At 54.3% G+C, this 22,531-nt stretch carries 18 protein-coding genes; 6 read left to right on the forward strand and 12 right to left on the reverse strand.

The window, feature by feature from the left end:
* Nucleotides 1-188 precede the first annotated feature (188 nt).
* Both BCS36_RS12945 and BCS36_RS12950 read left to right on the forward strand, forming a co-directional pair.
* On the forward strand, nucleotides 189-1,568 hold the full coding sequence (locus tag BCS36_RS12945) for an FAD-linked oxidase C-terminal domain-containing protein (protein ID WP_291303288.1): 1,380 nt from the start codon (nucleotides 189-191) through the stop codon (nucleotides 1,566-1,568).
* A gap of 1 nt (nucleotide 1,569) precedes the next feature.
* Complete coding sequence (locus BCS36_RS12950; RefSeq protein WP_291303289.1) at nucleotides 1,570-2,715, forward strand: (Fe-S)-binding protein; 1,146 nt, start codon at nucleotides 1,570-1,572, stop codon at nucleotides 2,713-2,715.
* Between the two features lie 141 nt (nucleotides 2,716-2,856).
* On the opposite strand, the gene gcvH is transcribed toward BCS36_RS12950, so the two are convergent.
* The 4 genes from gcvH to BCS36_RS12970 form a co-directional block, all read right to left on the reverse strand.
* Complete coding sequence (gcvH, locus tag BCS36_RS12955) at nucleotides 2,857-3,237, reverse strand: glycine cleavage system protein GcvH (RefSeq protein ID WP_291303290.1); 381 nt, start codon at nucleotides 3,235-3,237, stop codon at nucleotides 2,857-2,859.
* Between the two features lie 10 nt (nucleotides 3,238-3,247).
* Complete coding sequence (locus tag BCS36_RS12960) at nucleotides 3,248-4,633, reverse strand: FAD-dependent oxidoreductase (RefSeq protein ID WP_291303291.1); 1,386 nt, start codon at nucleotides 4,631-4,633, stop codon at nucleotides 3,248-3,250.
* Nucleotides 4,634-4,645: 12 nt separating this feature from the next.
* Nucleotides 4,646-5,470, reverse strand: a complete 825-nt coding sequence (locus BCS36_RS12965; RefSeq protein ID WP_291303292.1) for a hypothetical protein — start codon at nucleotides 5,468-5,470, stop codon at nucleotides 4,646-4,648.
* 96 nt (nucleotides 5,471-5,566) lie between these two features.
* The gene (locus tag BCS36_RS12970; protein WP_291303293.1) at nucleotides 5,567-6,901 is read right to left on the reverse strand and encodes an MFS transporter; all 1,335 of its coding nucleotides are present in this window, start codon (nucleotides 6,899-6,901) and stop codon (nucleotides 5,567-5,569) included.
* 337 nt (nucleotides 6,902-7,238) lie between these two features.
* Between BCS36_RS12970 and BCS36_RS12975 the strand changes: the two genes are divergently transcribed.
* Nucleotides 7,239-8,768, forward strand: a complete 1,530-nt coding sequence (locus BCS36_RS12975; protein WP_291303294.1) for an outer membrane homotrimeric porin — start codon at nucleotides 7,239-7,241, stop codon at nucleotides 8,766-8,768.
* A 662-nt stretch (nucleotides 8,769-9,430) separates the two neighbouring features.
* Here the strand turns inward: BCS36_RS12975 and BCS36_RS12980 are convergent.
* Nucleotides 9,431-10,879 carry an aryl-sulfate sulfotransferase gene (locus BCS36_RS12980; RefSeq protein ID WP_291303295.1) on the reverse strand — a complete coding sequence of 483 codons (1,449 nt, stop codon included), beginning with the start codon at nucleotides 10,877-10,879 and terminating at the stop codon, nucleotides 9,431-9,433.
* A gap of 333 nt (nucleotides 10,880-11,212) precedes the next feature.
* Between BCS36_RS12980 and BCS36_RS12985 the strand changes: the two genes are divergently transcribed.
* Nucleotides 11,213-11,917, forward strand: a complete 705-nt coding sequence (locus tag BCS36_RS12985) for a Crp/Fnr family transcriptional regulator (RefSeq protein WP_291303296.1) — start codon at nucleotides 11,213-11,215, stop codon at nucleotides 11,915-11,917.
* 231 nt (nucleotides 11,918-12,148) lie between these two features.
* Here BCS36_RS12985 and BCS36_RS12990 read toward each other — a convergent pair whose 3' ends face one another.
* The gene (locus tag BCS36_RS12990) at nucleotides 12,149-12,424 is read right to left on the reverse strand and encodes a hypothetical protein (protein WP_291303297.1); all 276 of its coding nucleotides are present in this window, start codon (nucleotides 12,422-12,424) and stop codon (nucleotides 12,149-12,151) included.
* Between the two features lie 28 nt (nucleotides 12,425-12,452).
* On the opposite strand from BCS36_RS12990, the gene BCS36_RS12995 reads away from it, so the two are divergent.
* Nucleotides 12,453-13,556 carry a linear amide C-N hydrolase gene (locus BCS36_RS12995; RefSeq protein ID WP_291303298.1) on the forward strand — a complete coding sequence of 368 codons (1,104 nt, stop codon included), beginning with the start codon at nucleotides 12,453-12,455 and terminating at the stop codon, nucleotides 13,554-13,556.
* Nucleotides 13,557-13,809: 253 nt separating this feature from the next.
* On the opposite strand, the gene BCS36_RS13000 is transcribed toward BCS36_RS12995, so the two are convergent.
* Nucleotides 13,810-14,577: a DUF2333 family protein gene (locus BCS36_RS13000; RefSeq protein WP_291303299.1), complete on the reverse strand. Its 768-nt coding sequence runs from the start codon at nucleotides 14,575-14,577 to the stop codon at nucleotides 13,810-13,812.
* Nucleotides 14,578-15,577: 1,000 nt separating this feature from the next.
* Between BCS36_RS13000 and BCS36_RS13005 the strand changes: the two genes are divergently transcribed.
* On the forward strand, nucleotides 15,578-16,501 hold the full coding sequence (locus tag BCS36_RS13005) for a diaminopimelate dehydrogenase (RefSeq protein ID WP_291303300.1): 924 nt from the start codon (nucleotides 15,578-15,580) through the stop codon (nucleotides 16,499-16,501).
* 135 nt (nucleotides 16,502-16,636) lie between these two features.
* Here BCS36_RS13005 and BCS36_RS13010 read toward each other — a convergent pair whose 3' ends face one another.
* The 5 genes from BCS36_RS13010 to BCS36_RS13030 form a co-directional block, all read right to left on the reverse strand.
* Entirely contained in the window at nucleotides 16,637-17,605 is a 969-nt protein-coding gene (locus BCS36_RS13010) for a nitroreductase family protein (RefSeq protein ID WP_291303301.1), read from the reverse strand.
* An 85-nt stretch (nucleotides 17,606-17,690) separates the two neighbouring features.
* Nucleotides 17,691-19,085: an NAD-dependent succinate-semialdehyde dehydrogenase gene (locus BCS36_RS13015; RefSeq protein WP_291303302.1), complete on the reverse strand. Its 1,395-nt coding sequence runs from the start codon at nucleotides 19,083-19,085 to the stop codon at nucleotides 17,691-17,693.
* Between the two features lie 63 nt (nucleotides 19,086-19,148).
* Nucleotides 19,149-20,306 carry an iron-containing alcohol dehydrogenase gene (locus tag BCS36_RS13020; protein WP_291303303.1) on the reverse strand — a complete coding sequence of 386 codons (1,158 nt, stop codon included), beginning with the start codon at nucleotides 20,304-20,306 and terminating at the stop codon, nucleotides 19,149-19,151.
* Nucleotides 20,307-20,415: 109 nt separating this feature from the next.
* The gene (locus BCS36_RS13025; RefSeq protein WP_291303304.1) at nucleotides 20,416-21,021 is read right to left on the reverse strand and encodes a TetR/AcrR family transcriptional regulator; all 606 of its coding nucleotides are present in this window, start codon (nucleotides 21,019-21,021) and stop codon (nucleotides 20,416-20,418) included.
* A 420-nt stretch (nucleotides 21,022-21,441) separates the two neighbouring features.
* Nucleotides 21,442-22,518: a 4Fe-4S binding protein gene (locus tag BCS36_RS13030; RefSeq protein WP_291303305.1), complete on the reverse strand. Its 1,077-nt coding sequence runs from the start codon at nucleotides 22,516-22,518 to the stop codon at nucleotides 21,442-21,444.
* Nucleotides 22,519-22,531: the final 13 nt, after the last annotated feature.

Here is a 22,531-nt window from a genome sequence, read left to right on the forward strand (position 1 = left end):
TAACAGGCGGTCATAAAACTGCTCATGAAGGTTTTTGCGGGGGAGTGTTGGCCCGCTGTCGCGTCCTTGCCATTGGCCGCCCGCAACGGCGCTTTGTCAAACAGCCTTGCGGCAAGGCGAAAACAAAAGTGAAGCGCTGCTGTTCCGACGCATCACCACCACTTGAAATCTGGAAATCTGGAGACGTCATGTCTGGGGAATATATCACTGCGCTCACTCCTGAGCACAAGAAATTTCTTGTGGATCTGTTCGGGGACGGGGTCGCTTTTGATCCGGAAGTGCTGCGGGTTTACGCCTCTGACGCCAGCCTGAAGGTTGGCGCTGTCCTGGCCATGGTGCGCCCTGTAGGCGTTGAGCAGGTGTGCGAATTCATGCGCTGGGCCGAAGCTGAAAATGTTGCGGTTCACCCCCGTGGTCGTGGAACCAGCCTGTCTGGCGGGTGCGTGCCCACGGTTCCCGGCATTGTCGTCTCCATGCTCGGGATGGACAGAATTCTGGACATTTCCGCCGAAGATTTTGTGGCTGTCATTGAGCCTGGCGTCAACACGGCCCGATTTCAGGCGGAATGCGAAAAGCTGGGGCTGTTTTATCCGCCGGATCCCGCCAGCGGCAAAGCCACCAGCGTGGGCGGCAATGTGGCCACCTGCGCGGGCGGCCTGCGCGCCGTGAAGTACGGCGTCACCAGAGACTACGTAATCGGCGTTGAAGCCGTGCTGCCGGGGGGCAAACTGCTCAAGTTCGGCGGGCGTTCGCACAAGGATGTTATCGGCCTTGATATGGGCCGCCTGTTTGTGGGCAGCGAAGGAACGCTTGGCATAATCACCAAGCTCATTTTGAAGCTTATTCCCAAGCCCGAAGCCTCGGCCTCGGTGCTTGTGGGCTACCCCTCGCTGGATGCGGCCCTTGCCTCCATGAGCAAGGTGTTTGCCGCTGGCATTCTGCCTTGCGCCGTTGAGTTCATGAATGAGACGGTGCTGGAAATCCTTGGCAAAACCGGCGACGTGCCCTGGCCGCAAGCGGTCAAATCCCTGCTGCTTTTTCAGGTTGATGGAAGCAGGGGTACTGTCCCTTTAGAAAACGCCCGTCTTTCACAGCAGTTGAACGACGCGCTGTGGCGCATGGAGGGCGTGGGCAAGGAAGAAGAGGACAACATATGGGCCTACCGCCGCAGGGTATCGGCAGCATCCTATGTGCTTGGGCCGGACCGCATCGGCGGCGACATGGCTGTGCCCCGGGGTTCTCTTCTCAAGGCAGTGCGGCGGTTTGAAGAAATCGCGGCTTCCAACGGAAAGCGGCTCATTGCCTTTGGTCATGCAGGTGACGGCAATATTCATGCGAATCTGCACTATGACGCCTCGGACCCTGATGATACGCGTCGCACAGAGAAAACCCATCATGAACTGGATGCGGCCGCGCTTGAGTTCGGCGGCAGTCTTTCCGGCGAACACGGGGCGGGATTTCTCAAAGACGTGAGTAAGCAGCTTGGCAAGGAGGAACACTCCCTGATGCGTGGCGTCCGTCGGATTTTTGATCCCAGGGGGATACTCAACCCCGGCAAGGGCTATTGAGATGAAAAGAGGTTGCACCCAATGCGGTGAATGCCTGAACGTCTGTCCGGTCTACGACCTATTCAGGCGTGAAGAATACGCGCCAAAGGGCAAGCGTTTGCTCATGGAGCCGCTGGACGCCGAATACGGCAGCGGGGCAGGGGAGGCGCTTTCCTGGCGCACCATACGGGAACTTTCGCGCTTGTGTGCGGGCTGCGGCCGCTGCCAGCGTGCCTGTGCGCGCAAGCTTTCCACCGCCGATCTTCTGGCGGACGCCCGCGCGCGAAACCCTCACTGGTCGCAAGCCCTCTGGGAACTCTGGATACAAAGGCTCGGCCCCCTCTGGCCCATGGCGGGCAAAATTGCCATGCTCGCTCCTGACGCCATCATCCCCGGCAGTCTGCATTCTTTGCTCGGAACCGCCCGGGCGCTGGTCGCCCTGCCGCCCTGTGATCCCTGGATGTTGCTGCAGCCCGAAGAGAGCGTTCATGGAACGCCCGTGGTTCTGTTCAGCGGCTGTACCGCCAACAATGTCAGGTCACGCTGGACGGAAAAGGCGGAAACGCTGCTGCGGGCCTGGGGCTATGACGTTCTTGATGCGTCAGGCTTCACGTGTTGCGGTGGAACCCTGCACCATGCCGGGCAGTACAAAGCGCAGAAAAGCGCGCGCGATCAGAATGTAGAAGTCTGGCGCTCGCTTGGTCGTCCGCTGGTGGCCAGTTTTTGCGCCTCGTGCAAGCACAGCCTTGAGGAATACGCCGCAACTTTGCCCGAAGATGAAGGCAGGGAATGGAAGGAAAAATGCCAGGGGCTGTCTGCCCTGCTGATCAGACCGCGAGTCCGGGCCACAGGGCATGCCCCGGCGGCGGTGGCTTATCACCAGCCCTGCCACTGGAATGCGGCAGATCCTGACCAGCCCCTGCTCAAGCTCGGTCTGCCTGACCTGAAGAAGGGCGCTGGCCTGTGCTGCGGCATGGGGGGCATCCTCAAGATGAGCAACCCTGGCCTTTCAATGGACATGGCCCGAAGGTGCTTTGAGGGCTTTGCTCCTGAAGCGCGAGTGGTCATTACCGGATGCAGCGGCTGCGTCATGCAGCTTGCCTCTGCCGCTCCCGAAGGGGTGGAAGTGCGCCATTGGCTGGATATTGTGGATGCAAAAAACGCGTAAACGGGCATGAACAGGTTGAATCGCGCGGGCCGCGCGTGCTGCGTCAGTTCGGGCTAGGCCTGCGTAAAGCAGGCTGAGAGTGGAACAGGCGGTAAGCCCCGGCCCGGTTTTTTGCCGGGGCTTACCGCTGTGAAACTGTTTTTACGCCTTGACCATGGCAGCGTAGTCGCTGCCGCTTATGCAGGCGCTTTCATCGTAAGAAGAAGCGGTGACGCGCACCAGCCAGCCCTGACCGTAGGCATCGTCGTTCAGCAGCTCCGGCGTATCGGCAAGCGCGCTGTTGGCTTCTGCCACGGTGCCAGAGATCGGCATGATGGCATCGCTGGTAACCTTGACGGATTCAATGGAAGCGCAGGATTGCCCCTGTTCAAAATGGGCTCCTTTTTCAGGCAGATCCACAAATATTACGCTGCCAAGCTGCTCCTGGGCATAGTCCGTGATGCCGATGAGCCATGAACCGTCGTCCTGCTTTTGCGCCCACAAATGGTCAGCGTGGTACAGTCTGTCTTCAGGAAAGTGCATAGTCTTCTCCTTATGCGCCAGTAGCGGAAGATTTTGGCGCCCGTATGGCCGCTGGGATAATTTCATCCAGAGTGGGGTGAGCGAACATGATTTCGTCCAGCCTGGATTCTGTATACGCATCCTTTATGAGCAACTGGGCCACCGTCACCAGATGCGACACTCCGTGCCCGACAGCGGCGATGCCAGCTATGTGGCCTTCATGCCATACCACTTTGACAAATCCTGCGGTTCCGCCGCTCGCCTGTGCTATGGGGTTCGCCGTCAGGGGAGCCTGAGAAGTTTCCACCGTTTTGCCCTGACGGAGCAGCGCGTCCGCGGTCAGGCCAACACGCATGATTTCCGTGCCGCCGTAAACGCAGGAGGGGACAGGCCCTGGCTCATAATCGCTCTGGGTTTCGCCCAGAATATGTCTGGTCACATAGGCGGCCTGATGTTCCGCCGCATGCGCCAGAAGGGTAAGGCCGTTGATGTCGCCTATGGCGTACAGGTCAGGGCCGCTTTGCAGCTTGGCGTCCACCTGCACATAGCCACGCGCCGTGAGGCTGCCGCCTGCACTCTCCACACCGAGGCCAGCGCTGTTGGGCTTGCGCCCTACGGCCACCAGCGCCTTGGTTGCCGTGATGACTGTGCCATCCTCAAGTTCCAGCCGCGCCTTGCCGTCAGCAGAGCTCAGGCTCTTGGCCTTGGCGCCTTCATGGCAGATAATGCCCTTCTTGGTCAGAGCACGAAGCATTTCTTTTGCTATGTCTGCGTCTTCCGTAGGCGCTATGTGCGCGGCGGCTTCCACTATGGTCACCGTACTGCCCATGGATGAAAAAAAGTCCGCCATTTCAAGACCAATGGCTCCCGCGCCCACGACGATCAGACTTTCGGGGATCGCGGCGATGCGTAAAAGATCGGTGCTGTCCAGAACATTCTGGTGGTCGGGCGTAAGACCCGGAAATGCCGCAGATGAGGTCCCGCAGGCGAGAATTATCTTTGTTCCGGCCAGTGAAACAGGCCCCTGGGCAGTGGCGACCTGCACCTGCGTCTGCCCTTCTTTTTGCCCTGTGCAAACGCCACGACCTTCAAAAAGATCTATGCCAAGAGCGGCCAGACTTTTTGCAAGAGTCTGGCTTGTGCCCTTGGTAAAGCGCGTGACGCGGTTTTGCAGGGCTGTAAAGTCCACCTGTATGCTGCCTTTGGCAATGCGCACACGTTCCTGGGCATGCAAAAGACCTTGCGGTGCCGTGGCCCCAAGCAGCATTTTTGTGGGGATGCAGCCAGCGTTAAGGCAGGTGCCGCCCCAGTGGCTGTCCTCAATCAGCGCGACCTTTTTGCCCGCCTGAGCCAGGATGCGGGCCGCAGTGGTTCCCCCCGGGCCGCCTCCTATTACGATGACATCATATGTCTGCACGAAATCATCCTCCTATTTTGCAACGTCAGCTTTGAACAGCAGCTGGCGTGAAGCGGAGCGGTATACAAGCAGGGTTTGTTCCGGCAGAGGCTCCAACCCATGCATATCCCAGGCCATATCCGGCGTTACTGCGGCAATGACGTAGGGCAGGGTGGGCGTATTGCTGGCCTCAAAGACCATCTTGGCGGCGGCGACGGCCTCGGCCCTGTCCGGCCATGCCCACGTTCCGTCCTCGCCCGGCTGCGGCACCGCGAAAAAGCGTATGATTCCATCGGGCGTAGAACGCACAAGCTCGATGGTTTCCGCAAGCGCTTCCTTGGACGGCGCGCCGCCAAAAATGCGTTCCATTGCGGCGCTTCCGCCCACGACGTTAAGAATGACGTGCACGTCCTTGATGGCCAGGAGTTTCCGCAGCAGATCGGGCTTGCGTCCGTCCACCTGCAGCCATACCTGAAGACCGCCCTTTGCCAGCCGGTCAACAAGGGTGAGCATATTTTCTTCTTGCCCGTCGGGGCATTGGGACGGGTAGATTCCCGCGATCTTGCCGTGAAGCATGTCGCTTCTGGTCACGCAGCTCTCAAGAACGCGTCCGGAAAGCAGGTAGGCCAGTATTTCGCCAGAGCCCTGCTTGATAACCTCTCCGTCATCAAAAAGCGGAAACTCCACACCTTCGGGGTTGCGGTAAATGGCCTTGCGGTTGGTGCGGTAAAAGGTGTTGAAGGTCTGCGCATCGGCCTTGAAATCAACGGTGCCATAGTCCAGCCCGCGTTCGGCAAGAAAACTTTTGACAATCTTGCAGCGTATACAGTCAGGCGCTGTGTAAAGGGTGATGCTCATGGCGCTCTCCTTGAAATTACGTAAGCCGGGCAGGCAGACAGTCTTGGCCTATCTGTCCCGCCCGGCAAGCAGAAAAAAGGTTTGTGGCCGGTATGGTCAGGCGATGTCTTCCAGAGACTTGCCGCCGGTGGGCGCGCCCCACAGGGCAAGCACAATGGCGGGCACTACGCAGAGTGCGCTGAATATATAGAATACGCCGTCAAAGCTGTATGCAGCGTACACTACAGGAATGAGAGGTTGTGAAAAAGCTACCGCAAGACGGCCTATGGAAGAATGAAAGCCGGTAGCCGTGTTGCGCAGGTGCGTGGGGTAGGATTCTGCCGTGTACGAAAAAATGGTGAATGCCAGGCCCATGGCAAAGGCCGTAAGCAGCGCGCCCACGCCAACAACGACCCAGTAGGAACTGACATTGCCGAATATGGGCGCCAGCACCGACATGACAACCAGCATGATGACCAGGGGTATCTTACGCCCGCCCATATCGGTAAAGGCGCTGGAAGCGAAAAGGCCCAGAGGCACGCCGATTGAAATGAGCGTGGTGGCCATCAGGCATTCTTCAAGGGTAAAGCCGTGCGCTTTGAGCAGCGTGGCCGTCCAGTTTGTAACCACAAAGGTGGCGGGGTTGGTGCAGAGCACCAGCACAAGAATGACCAGCGTGCGTTTAACGTATTTCTGGCTGATCATGCCCAGCAGCACTTCACGCAGTGGCGGTTTGTGGGTGGAGCCTTTGCTGGCAGCCTCTGAAAGATCAATATTCATGTGCGTCAGGTCAAGCATGACCTCTTCCGCTTCCTTGATGCGGCCACGGCTCACCAGCCAGCGGGGGGATTCGTCCAGGTACTTCCAGGCAATAAACAGGGCAATGTAACCCATGCCGCCAAGATAGAAAATGTAGCGCCACGCTTCTTCATGCAGAGGGATGATGGCCCTGCAGAGCATGCCGATGACGGGCACGGCGCAAAAACCAACCCCTGCCACAAGGTTTTGCCATTTTCCCCGGCTTTCAGCCGGGGCCATTTCAGCGATATAGGCTTGTGAACAAACCATGAGGCAAAAGACGCCAAATCCTGTCAGTGCGCGCGAGGCCACAAAGACATGGAAGTCGTCCGTCAGGCCGTTGATGATGGACGCTGTGGAAAACAGGGTAATGGCAATAAGAAATGTTTTACGACGGCCAATAAGGTCGGATATGAATCCGCCTACAAAACCGCCGCATGTCATGGCCGCGAAATACCAGAAGGTGACCGTGCCGATATCGCGCATGGTCAGCCCCCAGTGTTGCATCAGGGCCGGGGCTATGAAACCGAAGTTCCAGTTGTCCATCTGTTCGCAAAAATACGCCACCATAATAATGAAAAAGACGGCTTTATGGCGACCAGTGACTTGTAGTCCGTCGAAGTAGTTATTGCTGATTCTCTCTTGGCCTGGCATGGATTTTTCCTTTTGGCGCTAGGAGTTGAGCGTGATTGTTTTTACTGTGTTGAAACTGCCGACTTCAACGGGAGCAGGAGGTTGTACTTTTAATAACGGGACGAGCGTTTTTTGTTGTAGACTGCGCTACGTTTTTACAAGTTTTTTCAGATATCACGGCGTACCAGAAGGTTATGCTTATTCAAGTCAGATCGTTAGACATATTTTATGTGAAAAAAAGAGTTATTTGAAAAAAGTGTCGCTGAGACTACAAATTCGCGCAAAAGAACACGTCATTGTCCTGTGCAGGAAGCGGGAGGTGCAGGAGGTCGCACCTATTTTCACAGGAGGAGTTACGATGACTTTGGGCAAAAAGTTGTTTTGCTTGCTTTTTTGCGGCGTATCCATACTGCTTCCCATTCGGGGTAACGCCGTGGACTTTAAGGTAAAGGGAGCCTTTGACGTCAGTTTTCAAACATCCAATGTCATGCCACTGGGAGTGGGCAGTAATGACACGTTTCAGGCATTGCAGCGCCTGCGTACGCAGTTTGACGCTGTTGCCAGCGAGAATCTTTCAGGCAGCCTGCTTATCACTGTCGGCACAAACGGCCAGTCCTGGGGCTCGGCCAAGGACGGAGCGGCTCTGGGGAGTGACGGCAACAATATAATAGGCGTTCGTGCCGCCTACATTGACTGGGTTGTGCCCAAAACTGAAGCCAAGGTTCGCATGGGCATTCAGCCCCTTATGCTGCCTGGTTTCGTCACTGACTGGAGCGCCGTATATGGGCAGCTCACAGCGGGAGTCACTGTCAGCACTCCTATATATGCGAATAACGGGGTAAGCACGGGGGCCACTTTTTTCTGGGGACGTCCGTATAATGACAACTCCCAGAACACGCAAAACGGCCGTCTTGAAGCAAACTACCTGGACAATCTGGATGTTTTCGCCCTCGTTCTGCCAATCAAGGCCGAGGGGCTGAAGATTTCACCCTGGGGCATGTACGCCCTTATTGGGGAAAACAGCCTTCGTGGCATAAACGACAACACTTCACAGCGTGAACCTGCCATCTATGCTCCGCGCGGCGGACTTATGCCCATACTTGGCAGCGGCATGAACTATTACCAGACGTTTGAGAAAAATTACCGCAATGCCAACAATACCTGGGGTAACGGCTGGTGGGGCGGTATGACGATCAACCTGACCCAGTGGGAGCCGTGGGATATTGCCGTTGAAGGCACGTATGGCCGCGTGGATATGGGTGAACTCAAGGATTACACCCAGTTTGATCCCAAGGGACGGGGCAAAACCTTTCAGCTGGTGCGTCAGGGCTGGTATGCGGCCATGCGTGCGGACTACAAGTTCAGCTGGGGTACGCCCGGAGTGCTGGCCTGGTATGGCGGCGGCGATGATGACAACCCTTATAACGGTTCAGAGCGCCTGCCTGTTTTCAACACGCCGTGGCCCGTAACGCCGTTGGGCTTTGGCGGAGGCTTTTTTGACCTGGATACCTGGAAGGTGCTTGGGCACAACCCCAGCGGCATGATGGGCGTTGTAGGCAGCATTAAGGACGTGAGCTTCATTGATGACCTGAAGCACACGCTCAAGTTTGCCTATTTTCACGGCACCAACAGCTCGGAAATGCCAAAGAAAGCCAACATGACCTCGTATCCTACGCGCGCGGACGGGCCGATGGCCTACCTCACCACTACTGACCATGCGTGGGAAACAAGCCTCTCCAGTACCTACACTGTCTCTGAAAACCTTCAGATCAACCTTGAAGGCGCCTATGTCAAACTGTATCTCGATCCTGACACGTGGCACGGTGTAGAAGATTCACAGTACGAGGACAACTGGCGGGTATCCTTGACTTTCCGCTATACGTTCTAATTTCTATTCAGCCTTGATACAACGGCCCTGAGCGGAAAACTGCCGCTCAGGGCCGTTATGCGTTTTTAGTCGCGCTATCAACTCCGTATACCTGTCACATGCAGTTCGCACAGAGGTTGGCGTTCGGGGGGGGGCGGGGCATTAATGCTTTGGAATGCCCGGCAACAGGAGGGAAAGGGCAGCCATGAAGGTCTGGACGCCACCGCAGCGAGCCTGCAGTGACCTGCGGACAAAGCCGCCATAGTTTGTTGGTTGCAAAAGCTGGCCGCCATGGCTGGACCAGCCGTAAATTTTGCGAGTGCACATTTCAGTGGTGATCTGATGAGCCCTCATGCCAAGCATACAATATGCCACAGGATAAAGTCCACACCCTGCGCGGCTGAATTAGAGCAACCTGAAATGCTTCACATTTCACTTTGTCATTCTGCTGAAAAATGTGCTCTTCGACGGAATTCATGCTGCATTGCGCCGCGCTGCGCTCTCGTGCAGCATTGGAGCTTTTGACTTATTTGAAAGGAAAAATGCTCTAAACCATACGGTGAAATAGGGCAGCATCAGGTTACAAAATTTTATCTAATATTTCTGGTATGCTAAAAAAAATGAGACCCCGGCGGCAGATCCGGGGTCTCATGGCATTCGGAGGAGGGGTTTATGGAATCAGGCTATTCGGTTGCGGCCACGCAGTGACCAGCGCCGCTGTAGTAACCGATGGTGCCATCCACCTTGACGGTGGACATGGCGCCAAAGGGGGCAGCCCCAGGAACGCGGAATTCCTTAACCGTCAAAGGTTCAATGGCTTTTTCTTCGGGAACTTCGGCCTGCGGCACCCACGAATAGGGCAGGCGGTACGCGCGGTACACCCAGTTCATGGGCAGGCTGATGTGTCCCTTGTAAGGGCAAATATATTCCCACACGAGTTCATGTTCAGCGGTCACTTCAAACACGCGACCGTCAGAGCCTTCGCAGATGAGCGTGTTGCCATTGGGCAGACGCTGTGCGGAGCTGATGAAGGGGCTGTAGAAACGGTAGGCGTCGAGGGGGACAAGGAAGCCCGCTTCATGCGGCGTATACTGCCACACGATTTTCATGGCCACGGGGTCAATTTCAAGCACACGCGAGTAGTCGCGCTGCGCGGCCTTGACGCCATGGGGCGCGCCAGGGTTGGGGTTGCCGTATCCGCCCCATCCGCCGTTGTCATACACAAGAATGTTGCCTTCGCCCGGCAGACCGCGGGGGATCATGTGAGCGTGATGTTGGCCGATAATCCAGCCAATGGCTTTTTCTTCAGGCGTACGGTCATAGTCCGGGCCGAGCTGCCACACGATCTTTCCTGTCTTTTTGTCCAGAATCAAGATAATGTTGGTTTCACGACCGTCAATGATGATGTTGTCCGGATGGAAACGGGCGTCGCCTGCGTCGAACCACTTGTTGGGTCCCAGCGTGGACATGGAGTTGACGTGCATCCAATCGCCCACACCCGGCGCGTTTTCCATGATGGTTCCGCCACGGAAGTTGGGGTCGCGGCACATGGCGTTGCGGGCGGCCTCGCCAAAGCCCATTTCTTCCGCATGGTCGGCGCAGTTCCATTCCCAAACGATGTCGCCGTCCCAGGTTACTTCATAAATGACGTCATCCACCAGCATCTTGTCGCTGATATAGGGATTGACGGTATTTTTGTGGCAAAGGACAAGCGTATTGCCTGAGTCAATTTTGGGTTCCTGCCCAGGAGCGTAGTACCCCGTGGAGCTGCCTTCCCGCTGGAAATCATGATGCTGACGGGCCATCCAGCGGCCTTCCATGCCTGGGTCTTCGATGAACTCGGCCCTGTCGAACTTCCAAACAATGTTGCCGTCCCAGTCTACCTGGACAAGGTCAAGCTGGTCTTGCAGCCCATGCTTGGGGTGGCGGGTGCCTGTGCTGCCCATGAGCATTCCACCCGGGAACATTTTATTGGGGAAGCCATGCAGATCCTTCCACATGCGGATTTCGTGCCCGTTCATGCCGATCAGCAGTGCGCCGTTGTCGGGAGCCTGCAGAATGGTAAAGCCGCTCCATGCCTTTTCCGGTTTGTAAACTGTGACCCCAGTGGGATAAATAGTCGGGTGACCCATGAAGACCTCCAAACGTGCGGGTTATTTTTTGCACAATAGGGTTGATTGTCAGTAGTTCTCTCAACCTATCCGTACGATAACCGCATGATAGCTCTGGCTGACAGTGAAAATTGTAGTTCATGCAACATTATTCACAAAAAAAGGGCGCTAGGATTATTTCATCAATTAGCACCTGCCTCAGGCCACTGCCGTTGTGGCCCTTTTCAGTATACCCCGGCAACGGTATATTCTTTCCCATTAACATTCTGTGTGATGGAAGCAGTGCTGCTTTTTTTGTTATGGATTCAATCCTGGACTATTCAGTTGGTCTAACCTCTTGATCGGGAGGGACTAATGTCTTTCATCGAATTGATCAACCACAATGACTGCTGGGGGAAGGTTGTCAAAGATAAGGCCCGTAAATGGGAAAAAGGCTGGAGGTTTAGCGATGACGCGCCAACAATGTACTATGTTCTCAGCGGCAGAGTACGCCTGATGGCCCTGGATGCCTGCGGCAATGAAAAAACCCTGTGGTATCTCAGCAAGGGGTGCTGTTTTAATGAAACCATAATGTTTGGCGCAGGCTCCGTCGAGTCCCATTCTTCAACGCGACGAATAAGATTTTACCACGAGTGCACAAAAAATTGCTATTTGCACGTATTCTCGCAACGGGACGTAGAGGAACTGGGTAAGAAAAATCCCGAGCTATTACTTAATCTTTGCCAAAGCTATGCAAAAAAGGTCGGTTTGCTGGCCGAGTCTCTTGTGTCGCTCAGCCTTGAATCGCCCTTGACCAGAGTATGCAAGTATATGGCTTCACGCATTGTGCCGGGATCATCGCCACTTCGCGCCCGGCGCGATATTTCTTACCGTGAAATGGCAGATCTGTTGGGCATGCACCGCACTTCAATCCATAAGGTCATGCGGCAGTGGCAGGCCGAAGGCGTATGGGATTTTGAAAGAAACAGTTCTGAAGTGATTATTTTGCAGCCAGATATTTTTTTTGAAGAAGCGAGCATGTGTCAGGAGGATACGCCGCAGCGTCACGAAGGCAGATAGCTTATGGAAAATAAAGACGTCATGACCTTGTATGTCAATACATTGCTCATTCCTTCCTGGTCGCAACGCCGGAGGGTTTTTCATAGGTAATAGAGGACGCGATGCGCGAGACTGGCACAACCAGCTGTGCAGCCATCTGTTATTTTCTTCGAGCGGGTGTACGTATGCGCGTATTCCCGCTCTTACTTTGTCGTTCGCATACTGCGTGCCGCCTGGACGCGGCTTAAAGTATCAAGGCGTATCGCCGATGACGGCTAAAGCATCGCCTCTGGCAATCCCGCCTGCCTGGGGTTGCCAAGTGTTCGCTCCCTGCTGTCTGCCACATTTTGTCTGGCCGAAGGGCGTGCCGTAGAACAGGATATTACGTTTGACGATAAAGGTTTTTATTTTTAGTTTTGAGGCAGTTTGTTGCAGCAATCGTTTTGTGCACTGACCCTGTGCCTTTTTTATAGTGCGGCGACGTTTGACTTGCAGCTGAGACTGCCGATGTCGTCCTGCTTTATTCAATCACCAACACCTGCTCACAGGAGCGCCTATGATCCATAATATAAAGGTATTAAGGTGGGTTTCGTCCGCGATCAGCTTGCTTCTGGTCGCGGCAGTTGCGTGCGAACCGGTGCTGGCCTGCACCAGGACGCTGTACGTTTCTGCCGACGGCAATACCGTCATCACAGGCCGGAATATGGACTGGAAGGAAGACATGGGCACCAACCTGTGGGCTTTTCCGGCAGGGATGAATAAAGATGGAGCAGCGGGGAGCCGATCTGTACGCTGGGTGTCTAAGTACGGAAGTATCACTGCCGCCGGGTATGACGCGGGCACGACGGATGGAATGAATGAAAAGGGGCTTGTAACCAGCATCCTGTATCTGGCGGAGTCAGACTATGGGCAGGTTGATCCCGAAAAACCTGTCATTTCCATAGCGACCTGGGCTCAGTATGTTCTGGACAACTTTGCTACCGTTGCGGAAACAGTAGACGCGCTCAAGAATGAACCCTTTCGGATAGCGGCCCCCAAACTGCCCAATGGGGCCGCAAGCACCATGCATCTGGCAATTTCGGATGTTACAGGCGACTCGGCCATTTTTGAGTATATCAAGGGCAAACTGGTCATACACCACGGTAAGGGCTATACCGTGATGACCAACTCGCCGAGCTATGATCAGCAGCTTGCCTTGAACGCTTATTGGAAGGAGATAGGAGGGCTGGTTTTTTTGCCGGGAACCAACCGTGCGGCTGACCGTTTTGCCCGTGCCTCATTTTTTCTTGATGCCATCCCCAAGGCTATGGACAAAAACTACATTGATGCTGTTCCCGGAAAAATCTTCAATAATCAGGCCATTGCCAGCATGCTCAGCTTGCAGCGCGCGGTCAGCGTACCGCTTGGCATTACCACCCCTGGCCAGCCCAACATTTCTTCGACCATCTGGCGCTCCATCGCCGACCAGAAAAATTTGACCTATTATTTTGACTCTGCCACCAGCCCCAATACCTTCTGGGTTTCTATGGACAAGCTGGATCTGAAGCCAGGAGCTCCCGTAAAGAAGCTGACCCTCCAGAACGGGGCAATCTTCTCCGGGGAAGCTTCGGGGTACTTCAAGGAAACAGCGCCTTTTGCCTTTCTTCCCGCCGGGCAATAATGACGGCGTCCTTTCTGCTACAGCTCAATCCTGAATTGACGCATGCGGACATGCCGAACGAGAGTTCCCTAAATGCAGAATCCAGCCATCAAAGATGGCTGGATTCTGTTGAAAACATAAATAACGCGCAGTGCATCATCTGATTTGCACTGTCATGCTCTACTGTCACGTTAGCGACGTGTCCTATGGCAGAAAGTAAAAGCTGCGGAGAATCTTTGTGCAAAATTCTCCGCAGCTTTTTTGCGTCACAATATTACATGCGAATGCTGTTGCGGATATCTTCCAGGCGAGCTTTGGCAAACAGAAGGTACGATAAAACCAGCTCGCCGGAGTTGAAGGAAGATGTAATGTACAGAGGGTCGTAGTCACAGATGCGGGTCAAGTAAGACATGGCGGAGGCCATGTTTTCTTCGTTGTTTTTGGCCCGTATTTCGGGGTACAGCGTATACAGGGTGTGGATAAAGTCGCGCAGAACCAGCACAATGCCCTGCACTTCATAAATACGGTTATCCAACGTATAGAACGACATATCCTGTGCGTTCTGCAACAGTCCCAAAGCATAGCCCAGCATGTTTTCGCCGGTTACGGCGACAAAAGAAGCATACAGGTCATCCGAGCGGCAGTTGAACACGCCAGTGCCATTGTCCAGCGATTTTTTGTAATCCTCCAGCAATTTGAAGCCCTTTTTGTAGGAACCTTCGGCGGAAGGGAGCATGAAGCTGCGCGGATCAATGGCAAAACTGTTGATGCGCGCCTTGTACAAAAACTCGCTCTCGCGGTCACTGCTGCCCAGCTTGGCTATCTGGCTGGAGTAGAGGTCAAGGAGAAACCGGGTCGCGTGGTATACGCCATACTGGCGGTAGGCGCGATTGTCCATTACGAATCGGTTAAAAATGATGTCGTTTAGGCTCCAGCCAAAGGTGGAATTCAGTTCGCGACGCATCTGGTAGGTGATGGAATCCAGCAGGATTTTTCCTTTCTCGATTTCCGGCAGTTTGTCCGCCTCGGCGGGTATGGGCATCGGATCCGGAAATGTTGTGGCGTCAATGGCTGAATAGGCGCGTTGCAAACCCCAGCACAGAAACAAGATGCCTAATAAAATAGACGCTTGAACAGCCAGAGTTTTTACGACAACCTGAAATTTTAATATCGGCGGCAATGATGGCAGTTTCATAATGCTAATCCTCTAAAACGGTCTTTGTAGGCTCTAAATTTAACCAGCTAATCATTTTGTCAATGTACAGGTGAATCGGCAAATGGGGAAGGCCAGATTTTTGCCACTCTCGGATATTATTATAGTATAATTTATCAACTGAACAATTATAGTTCATTATTATATAGCTAAAAACATGGTTACATGTTATTCTTGTTACGATGTTTGTTTGCATGTATAAGGCGGTAATAATTTTTGACTTGCAATAAATTTATGCCGTAAAAAAACATATTACAAGTACATATTATGTGATGCTAGTTTCTTGCGGCAATGCCATATTGGGCAGATACTTCCGTGCCTGTGCCAGTGATTCCCTATCTGGCTGCGCAGTGTTTGATGTCTGCCAGCCAGACTGTACGTATGCGTATTTCGGCAATCCGCGTTGCAGCTATTGTCAAAATTGTTTGAAATACTACGCAGTGGCTGGACTTCTGCTATTCGCCGCATGCAAAATCCAGTAAACCGACAAGGTCTCGCTGAGGTGAAAAAGCAATGGACACGCACCCGGTTTTGGCCGACAATTCTTGAGGTCTGCTGTCATGTTGACGACACGTATTTAAAGCCTTTTCGCACGATTCTCGCTTTGGAGAGGCCCGTTTTCCGTCCCGGACGACAGATATGAAAAGATAGCCCATAAGGGAACTTACGCCAGTAGGTTCCCTTTCTCGTCTGAACGTCAATGGGCATGGCTGCATTGCCCCGTAGTCAGTTACGGCATGGCAATCTGTTTCGATCGCGCGCCTGAACCTGAGATTTATCGGGGTGTGCACCATATGCCACAAGAAAGCAAACATCATGGGAGGAACACATGGATCCAATTAAAGTTGCTGTGCATGGCCTGGGCAATATAGGTAAGGGCGTCATAGACTGCCTGCTCAGCGCCCGGGATTTTGACTGCCTGGGCGTGGTGCGGCGTGCCTCTTCGCTGGGTACTCAGGCCTTTTCGCTGCGGGGGCTGCCGGACTATGCCTCCATTGACGCGCTTATGGCGGTCAAGGGCAAGCCCGATGTTACCGTTATTTGCGGCCCTTCACGCAATGTTCCGGCGGATGTCCGCCATTACCTGGAAAAGGGCATCAATACCGTGGACAGTTTTGATATCCATTCAGAAATTCCTCAGCTGGTTGCAGATCTGGATCAGGCAGCCAAGGCGTCCGGCCGGACGTGCATAACCGCAGCAGGGTGGGACCCAGGGACGGACTCGGTTCTGCGCGCGCTTTTTGAAGCAATGACCCCAGTGGGAACGACCTTTACCAACTTCGGGCGCGGCCGCTCCATGGGGCATTCCGTAGCGGCGCGGTCTATTGCCGGGGTAGAAAATGCCTGCTCCATCACGATTCCTGTCGGCGGCGGCAAACATTCACGGCTGGTATACGTCCTTCCCGCTGCCGGGGCTTCTTTTGCGGACATCAAGCAAAGAATCGCCGCTGACCCCTATTTCAGCAGCGACCCCCTGGATGTTCGCGAAGTGGGCAGCCAGGAAGAACTGGATTCTGTGGCCGACAATTCTCACGGCGTGCTTATGGAGCGCATTGGCGCTTCTGGGAGTACTTCCAACCAGCGTTTGAGTTTTGACATGCGCATAGACAACCCCGCCCTGACGGCGCAAGTGCTGGTATCCTGCGCCAGGGCCACCACGCGCCTTGCTCCCGGTTGCCATACGCTGATTGATGTGCCACCGGTGGCCTTGCTTCCTGGTGACCGTATGAAGCATATTGCCAGACTGGTTTAGAGCATTTTACCTTTGAGTGAAGTATTTCAAAGTTAATCTGATCCAGCGGGGCTTGGGGATTGTAACCAAGCGCTAAAAACAAGAGCGGCAAGATGTGTTATATCTTGCCGCTCTTTTCATTATTGAGCCGCAACATCACCGAATGGTGAGGTTTATTTTCTTTCTGGGGGGCAGGGCATGTGGCAGCAGTTTGGGGATGCCGAAAAACTGCGCACCCACAATCACCTCATGGCCTTCTACACCGAGAAATTTTTCAAGGGGGGCGTACCTAGCGCCTATAAAGGTCAAGTATCCCGCCCAGCAGCAGCCAACGCCATGGGTCAGGGCATGCATTTCAAAATGGGTAAGGGCCACAGCTCCGTCTTCCCTTCCCCAAGGCCAGTCTTTGGGGGCCACGGCAATCATCAACTGGGGCGCGTTCCGAAAATAGACATCCGTGCCTGAGCGCCATGCCGCGACAGTGGAGCGAAGATGAACATCATCAGGGGCCAGGGCTTCCATTCCCTGGGCTACAAGATCACCAGCCTTTTTGAGATGTTCACGGGAGTTGATCAATATCCATCGTAATGGCTGCGTATTTGCTGCGCTGGGCGCATAGCGCACTCCTTCCATAATCGCATCAACTGTGGATTGGGGGACGGGTTCTTTGCGATATTGGCGTATAGAGCGTCGGCTCAGCAAAAAAGCCGTGAGCTGCTCCTCAGGTGGTTTTTTCGAGAAATCCGGAGTAGGCGTATCCGCAGCGATCCCCTCTAACGAACAGGCCCCATGCGGGCAGAAGGCAATACACTGACCGCAGGAAATGCACCTCGCAGCCCCTTCTGGAGTGTTTTTTGGGAATTTGTCATCGTTCAGGCACAACGCGGCAACAGGGCAAACGCTTGCGCAAATGCCATCCTTTTTACAGCGGTTGGTGTCTACTAGAAAAGCGGGCATGTCATTTTCCTTTAAATAATGTGGTGTTTTTATTGGCGTTATACAAAATATCCTGCATGTTTTTTCAGTCATAGAGCTGATGATCAAAGGGCGAAAGATGTACGCATGCGGAAAACCCAAAGGCAAAAGGCCACGCTCCATGTCCCCTTGCTGGCCGATATAGAACACTCTGGTTTTCGGATTCGCTCTGTCGGCAGATATGGGGACTGTCTACAGGAAGCTTATTGGAGACAGCCGTTACGGGCGTTAGGGCCTATAAAAATGCCGCATCTATATCAACGATGCAAATCAGCTTTTGGTTGACGAACTCCTTGATGCCAAGGTCCGTCAGTTCCCGCCCATAACCGGAGCGGCGGATGCCTCCGAAAGGCAGATCCGCTTTCGGAGCTGTTGGATGGTTGACAAACACCTTGCCGGTGGAAATGCGCCCGGCAACTTCAGCGCCATGCAGAGGGTCGGCCGTAAACACCGAACCACCCAACCCGTATGGCGAATCATTGGCGATTTGAATCGCTTCCTCTTCGTTTTTTGCACGAAAAATCATGGTGACCGGGCCGAAAAACTCCCAATAATAGGCCGGATTATCCGGAGTCAGATTGCTGAGAATGGTCGGCTGCAGAAAAGCGCCGCGCGACGGAACCTTGGGCCCCACCTCGGTGGCGGTTGCGCGGTGAGCCACGGCCTCACGGATCTTGGCCCGGATGTCATCAGCCGCCGCTTGCGAGGACAATGGCGCCAGCGTCGTGGACGGATCAAGTGGATCGCCCGCTTTCAGCCGCGCCACGCCTTCAATGTAACGGTTTAGAAAGGCATCGTACACCTCATCCAGCACAATCATCCGCTTGGAAGAAACGCATACCTGGCCAGCGTTCCAGTGACGCCCGAATACGGCCCAGTCCACAGTTTTGTCGAGTTCCGCATCAGCAAGCACCACAAAGGCGTCAGAGCCGCCAAGCTCCATTGTGGTTTTTTTCAAGGCTTTGCCAGCCTGAGCCGCGATTACCGCCCCGGCCCCTTCAGAGCCGGTCAGAGCCACACCGTGGACTCGCGGGTCGTTGATAATCTTTTCAACTTGCTGCCGCGTGGCGAAAAGATTCTGGAAAGCCCCGGCGGGCAGGCCAGCGTCGCGCATCAATTGATCAAAGGCGGCGGCGCATTGCGGCACATTCGAGGCATGCTTCAGCAGCATGGTGTTCCCTGCGGCCAGTTGCGGAGCTAGAATGCGAGTGACCTGGTAGAAGGGGAAGTTCCAGGGTTCAATGGCCAGAATGATGCCGAGCGGTTCGTACACCATTGTGGCCTTGCCTTCTGAAGGGTGCGCGACGCTCAACGCTTCCGGCACTAACAGCGTTTCTATATGATTCGCGTAATATTCAAAGATACCGGCGGATATTTCCACTTCGGCCCGCGCTTCAGCGGTGATTTTTCCCATTTCCAGCGTCAGCAGGTGGGCATAATCGGTGGCCCGCTCGCGCAGCAGATCCGCCGCACGTTGCAAAGTGACCTTGCGTGTGGAAAAGGGGGTGTCTTTCCATAATAGAAAGGCATTGTGGGCGTCATCGAGCGCTTGATCCACCTCGCTGTCAGTCGCTTCAGGAAAACTTTTCAACACTTCACCGGTGTAGGGATTGGTTGTAGCGTAAGCCATGATTTACTCTAATATTGTTGGATATTGTGTGCCACAGTTGATGAATACTCAGAGCAAGAAGGATTAAAGGCTGGCTTCCAGTATACGCTGGCTGATCTCAGGGGTGATTTCGCTCTTTTCGCCAAGCGCCGTCATATCGTGCGCTGCAAGCTGCCCGACAATGGCGTCAACATCCTGCTGGCCAAGGCCGTATGCAGACAGAGTGGTCGGCAAGCCGAGGCCTTCAAAAAACGTCCGTGTCTTTGCGATGGCGGCGTCAATCCTTTCTTCTTCATTTCCGTTGGTGATGCCCCATACACGGGCGGCGTATTGCAGCAGTTTTTCACGTTTTTCCGCTCTACGGACCTGCAAATTGGCTGGAAGCACAATGGCCAGGGTACGCGCGTGATCAATGCCGTAACGGGCGGTCAGTTCATGACCGATCATGTGGGTTGACCAGTCCTGGGGAACGCCCGCCCCGATCAGTCCGTTGAGCGCCAGCGTCGCCGTCCACATCAGGTTGGCGCGGATGTCGTAGTCCTGTTTGTCAGACATGAGCTTCGGACCGATCTCAATCAGGATTTGCAGCAGCCCTTCGGAAAACCTGTCCTGAACAAGGGCGTCGGCCGGATAGGTCAGATACTGTTCGACAACATGCACAAAGGCATCAACAACGCCGTTGGCAATTTGTTTTTCAGGTAGGGTAAAGGTCTTGGTCGGATCAAGTATGGAAAACTGCGGGAAGACATGGGGGCTCATGAAGGGCAGTTTGGTATGCGTTGCGCTGCGGGTTATCACCGCCCCGTTATTCATTTCCGACCCGGTCGCCGGCAAGGTCAGCACGCTGGCGAAGGGCAGAGCCTGGGTCACGTTGGAGCCGTGCGTTTCCATAATAGACCAGGGGTCTCCTTCAAAGCAGGCGGCTGCGGCAATGAATTTTGTGCCGTCAATAACCGAGCCGCCCCCGACGGCGATCAGGAAGTCATTTTTTTCTCGCTTGATCAGCTCAACGGCTAGCATCAACGTTTCAAAGGACGGGTTGGGCTCTATGCCGCCAAACTCCTGAACGTTACGATGTCCAAGGGCTGCGCGCACCTCGTCCAGTGTGCCGTTTTTGCGTGCGCTTTCCCCTCCGTACAGGACGAGCACGCGCGCCTCAGCAGGGACAAGCGCATCCAACTGCGCGATGGTGTTTTTGCCGAACACGATACGGGTGGGGTTGTAAAAAGTGAAATCGTTCATGGTAGGCTCCATTTTTTGTTGGCAGTTTGAGTTGTTTGATATTAGACCGGTCGACTATAGTGTGGAAATAAATTTGCTCCAGACAATGCTATGTCTCACAATAATCTTCTTATTTGGGCAAAGAAAGATTGAGAATACGGCGAGTTGCAACCATCGCGGTTTTCAGCGGTTCGCCATTTCTGGTAATTTTTTCAAGAAGACTCGCCCCAATCCACAGCTGGTACAGAGTCTCGGCCAGGAAAAGGGCATCTCCCTCAACAACCAGTGAGCCATCAGCGCGCGCTTCATCTATTGCTTTGGCCAGGCGCTGCATAATTCTTGCGGTGCCAATCCGCAAGGCATTACGCATGGCTTCGGACAAATCCGCAACTTCGGCCCCAAGTTTGACCGCCAGACATTTACCCTGATGGTCGCATCCCGCTTGGGTTCCGAGCCATTTTTCCCAGTAGGCTATCAGGCGCTCCGCGCCGCTTTGGCCCGGCTTTTCCAGCAGCACAGTGATTTCTGCCATGTAGTCAGCGAAATACTGTTCAAGCAGGGCTTCACCAAAGGCATCCTTGGATTTGAAGTAATAGTAGAAGGAGCCCTTGGGCACACCAGCTGCGGTCAGGATTTCGGTCAGGCCAACGGCTGAAAAGCCCTTTCCGCTCATGATGGCCTGTCCGGTTTCGAGAATATGGCGCCGAACTTCGGCAGCTGGTGTTATCGTCTTCATGAGTCACATATAGTTCATAGTAGACCGGTTGTCTAGTAAGTGAGTAATTATTATTTTGGACTGTACCATCTTCCTTCCGTTCTGGGGCAGAACTTGCTCGTGAATTTTACGGTGAAAGCCTATGGTTACGTATGGTCATCCCAGTTTAGCTTTATACAAGAAAAAGGAGATGGTTACAGTTTTTCTTAGTTCAGGGTAAATTTAAGGATAGCCGCTGGACAATAGTGATTGTTATTTCAGATAGTAAAATAAAACCCGTATGTCTAACTGCTTACGCATTCTATATCCGGGAAAATATCGATGACCTCTTGGATGCCCCGTATTTGGCTGAATTCGGCAACTGTCCAGAGTCGCTGAAATTAAATCTGCACCACCCGCTATGCGGGTGGTGCAGATTTAATTTCAACCTTGAATGTAAATTTATCCGCCAAACTGGATCATGTGGAATCGCCGCAGCATGGCCGGAGGGATTTCAGATGTCCAGTGCCCGGTGCTTACAGCCCACAAGTACGCGGCAAAAAGCACAACCAGGCAGCCGGCGGCAACAGTCCAGAAGGGTATACGCCTGTTCATCGCAGAAAGATGGAGGCAGCCTTTTTGCGGGCAGGCTTCTATACAGGCGGTGCAACCAAGACATTCCGGCGAATTGATGCGCGCCTTTTGGTGCACGGCAATGGCCGAGGGGCAGGCGCGCTGGCAGCGGCGGCAGCTTGTGCAGGCATCCGCATTGCGGCGCACTGCCACCGGGCTCGCCAGCGCAAGAATACCCAAAAACGCCCCATATGGGCAGAGATAACGGCACCATGCATTGCGAACCACCAACGAGGCGACCACAATCACGCCCACCACAATGAACGTGGTGGTTGAGGCCCGCAAAAAGAAAAACAGCATGCTTGAATCGGCCACCATGTTGAATGGCGCGCCCATAAAGGAGTCGATTTCATCCACGCTCATAACAAGCAGGCTAAAATAGCACAATAATGCCAGCGGAATATACTTGATGGCCTGAAGGGCCAGCTCAAGCTTGCGCGACGGATTGCGGTTCAGGCCAAGACGCTCGCCCACGCGGCCCAGCAAGTTAGAGGCAAGCCCTACAGGGCAAATGTAGCCGCAAAACCCCTTGCGGAACAGTAGGGCCATGAGGGCAATGGCTAAAAAGAGTGTCAGTCCTGCGGGGTGCACCGCGTCCCACATGCCGGTTTCAAACAGGCGACGGGCGGCCATGAGTTCGCTTATGGGCAGAAAACCCTCCACAGAGGGCGGCTTGGGGGTGAACGCCTGGCTTTTTCCCATGGTCCACTGCACGTAGAGGTAAAAATTCCAGCCCACCCAGGTGAGAAAAATGGCGAACGCGCCCTGTATGCCGCGCCGCAGCAGGGGGGGGGTGAGGTGGCGTTTTTCAGGAGCGGGGACAAGAACAGATACTTCTGATGAGGGAGTATGTGCTTGCGCTGCGGACTTTGCGATCTCGTGCGCGGAATCGGTTGTCTGGCTCATTTGGAGCTTCCTT

It is taken from the genome of Desulfovibrio sp. MES5 (assembly GCF_002237645.1).
In the GTDB taxonomy this organism is placed as follows: Bacteria; Desulfobacterota; Desulfovibrionia; order Desulfovibrionales; family Desulfovibrionaceae; genus Desulfovibrio.

What these genes read in the sequence shown, in the direction of transcription:
- BCS36_RS12945 (WP_291303288.1), top strand. Translation starts at nt 189, where the DNA reads ATGTCTGGGGAATATATCACTGCGCTCACTCCTGAGCACAAGAAATTT.
- BCS36_RS12950 (WP_291303289.1), top strand. Translation starts at nt 1,570, where the DNA reads ATGAAAAGAGGTTGCACCCAATGCGGTGAATGCCTGAACGTCTGTCCG.
- gcvH (WP_291303290.1), bottom strand. Translation starts at nt 3,237, where the DNA reads ATGCACTTTCCTGAAGACAGACTGTACCACGCTGACCATTTGTGGGCG.
- BCS36_RS12965 (WP_291303292.1), bottom strand. Translation starts at nt 5,470, where the DNA reads ATGAGCATCACCCTTTACACAGCGCCTGACTGTATACGCTGCAAGATT.
- BCS36_RS12970 (WP_291303293.1), bottom strand. Translation starts at nt 6,901, where the DNA reads ATGCCAGGCCAAGAGAGAATCAGCAATAACTACTTCGACGGACTACAA.
- BCS36_RS12975 (WP_291303294.1), top strand. Translation starts at nt 7,239, where the DNA reads ATGACTTTGGGCAAAAAGTTGTTTTGCTTGCTTTTTTGCGGCGTATCC.
- BCS36_RS12980 (WP_291303295.1), bottom strand. Translation starts at nt 10,879, where the DNA reads ATGGGTCACCCGACTATTTATCCCACTGGGGTCACAGTTTACAAACCG.
- BCS36_RS12985 (WP_291303296.1), top strand. Translation starts at nt 11,213, where the DNA reads ATGTCTTTCATCGAATTGATCAACCACAATGACTGCTGGGGGAAGGTT.
- BCS36_RS12995 (WP_291303298.1), top strand. Translation starts at nt 12,453, where the DNA reads ATGATCCATAATATAAAGGTATTAAGGTGGGTTTCGTCCGCGATCAGC.
- BCS36_RS13000 (WP_291303299.1), bottom strand. Translation starts at nt 14,577, where the DNA reads ATGCCCATACCCGCCGAGGCGGACAAACTGCCGGAAATCGAGAAAGGA.
- BCS36_RS13005 (WP_291303300.1), top strand. Translation starts at nt 15,578, where the DNA reads ATGGATCCAATTAAAGTTGCTGTGCATGGCCTGGGCAATATAGGTAAG.
- BCS36_RS13015 (WP_291303302.1), bottom strand. Translation starts at nt 19,085, where the DNA reads ATGGCTTACGCTACAACCAATCCCTACACCGGTGAAGTGTTGAAAAGT.
- BCS36_RS13020 (WP_291303303.1), bottom strand. Translation starts at nt 20,306, where the DNA reads ATGAACGATTTCACTTTTTACAACCCCACCCGTATCGTGTTCGGCAAA.
- BCS36_RS13025 (WP_291303304.1), bottom strand. Translation starts at nt 21,021, where the DNA reads ATGAAGACGATAACACCAGCTGCCGAAGTTCGGCGCCATATTCTCGAA.
- BCS36_RS13030 (WP_291303305.1), bottom strand. Translation starts at nt 22,518, where the DNA reads ATGAGCCAGACAACCGATTCCGCGCACGAGATCGCAAAGTCCGCAGCG.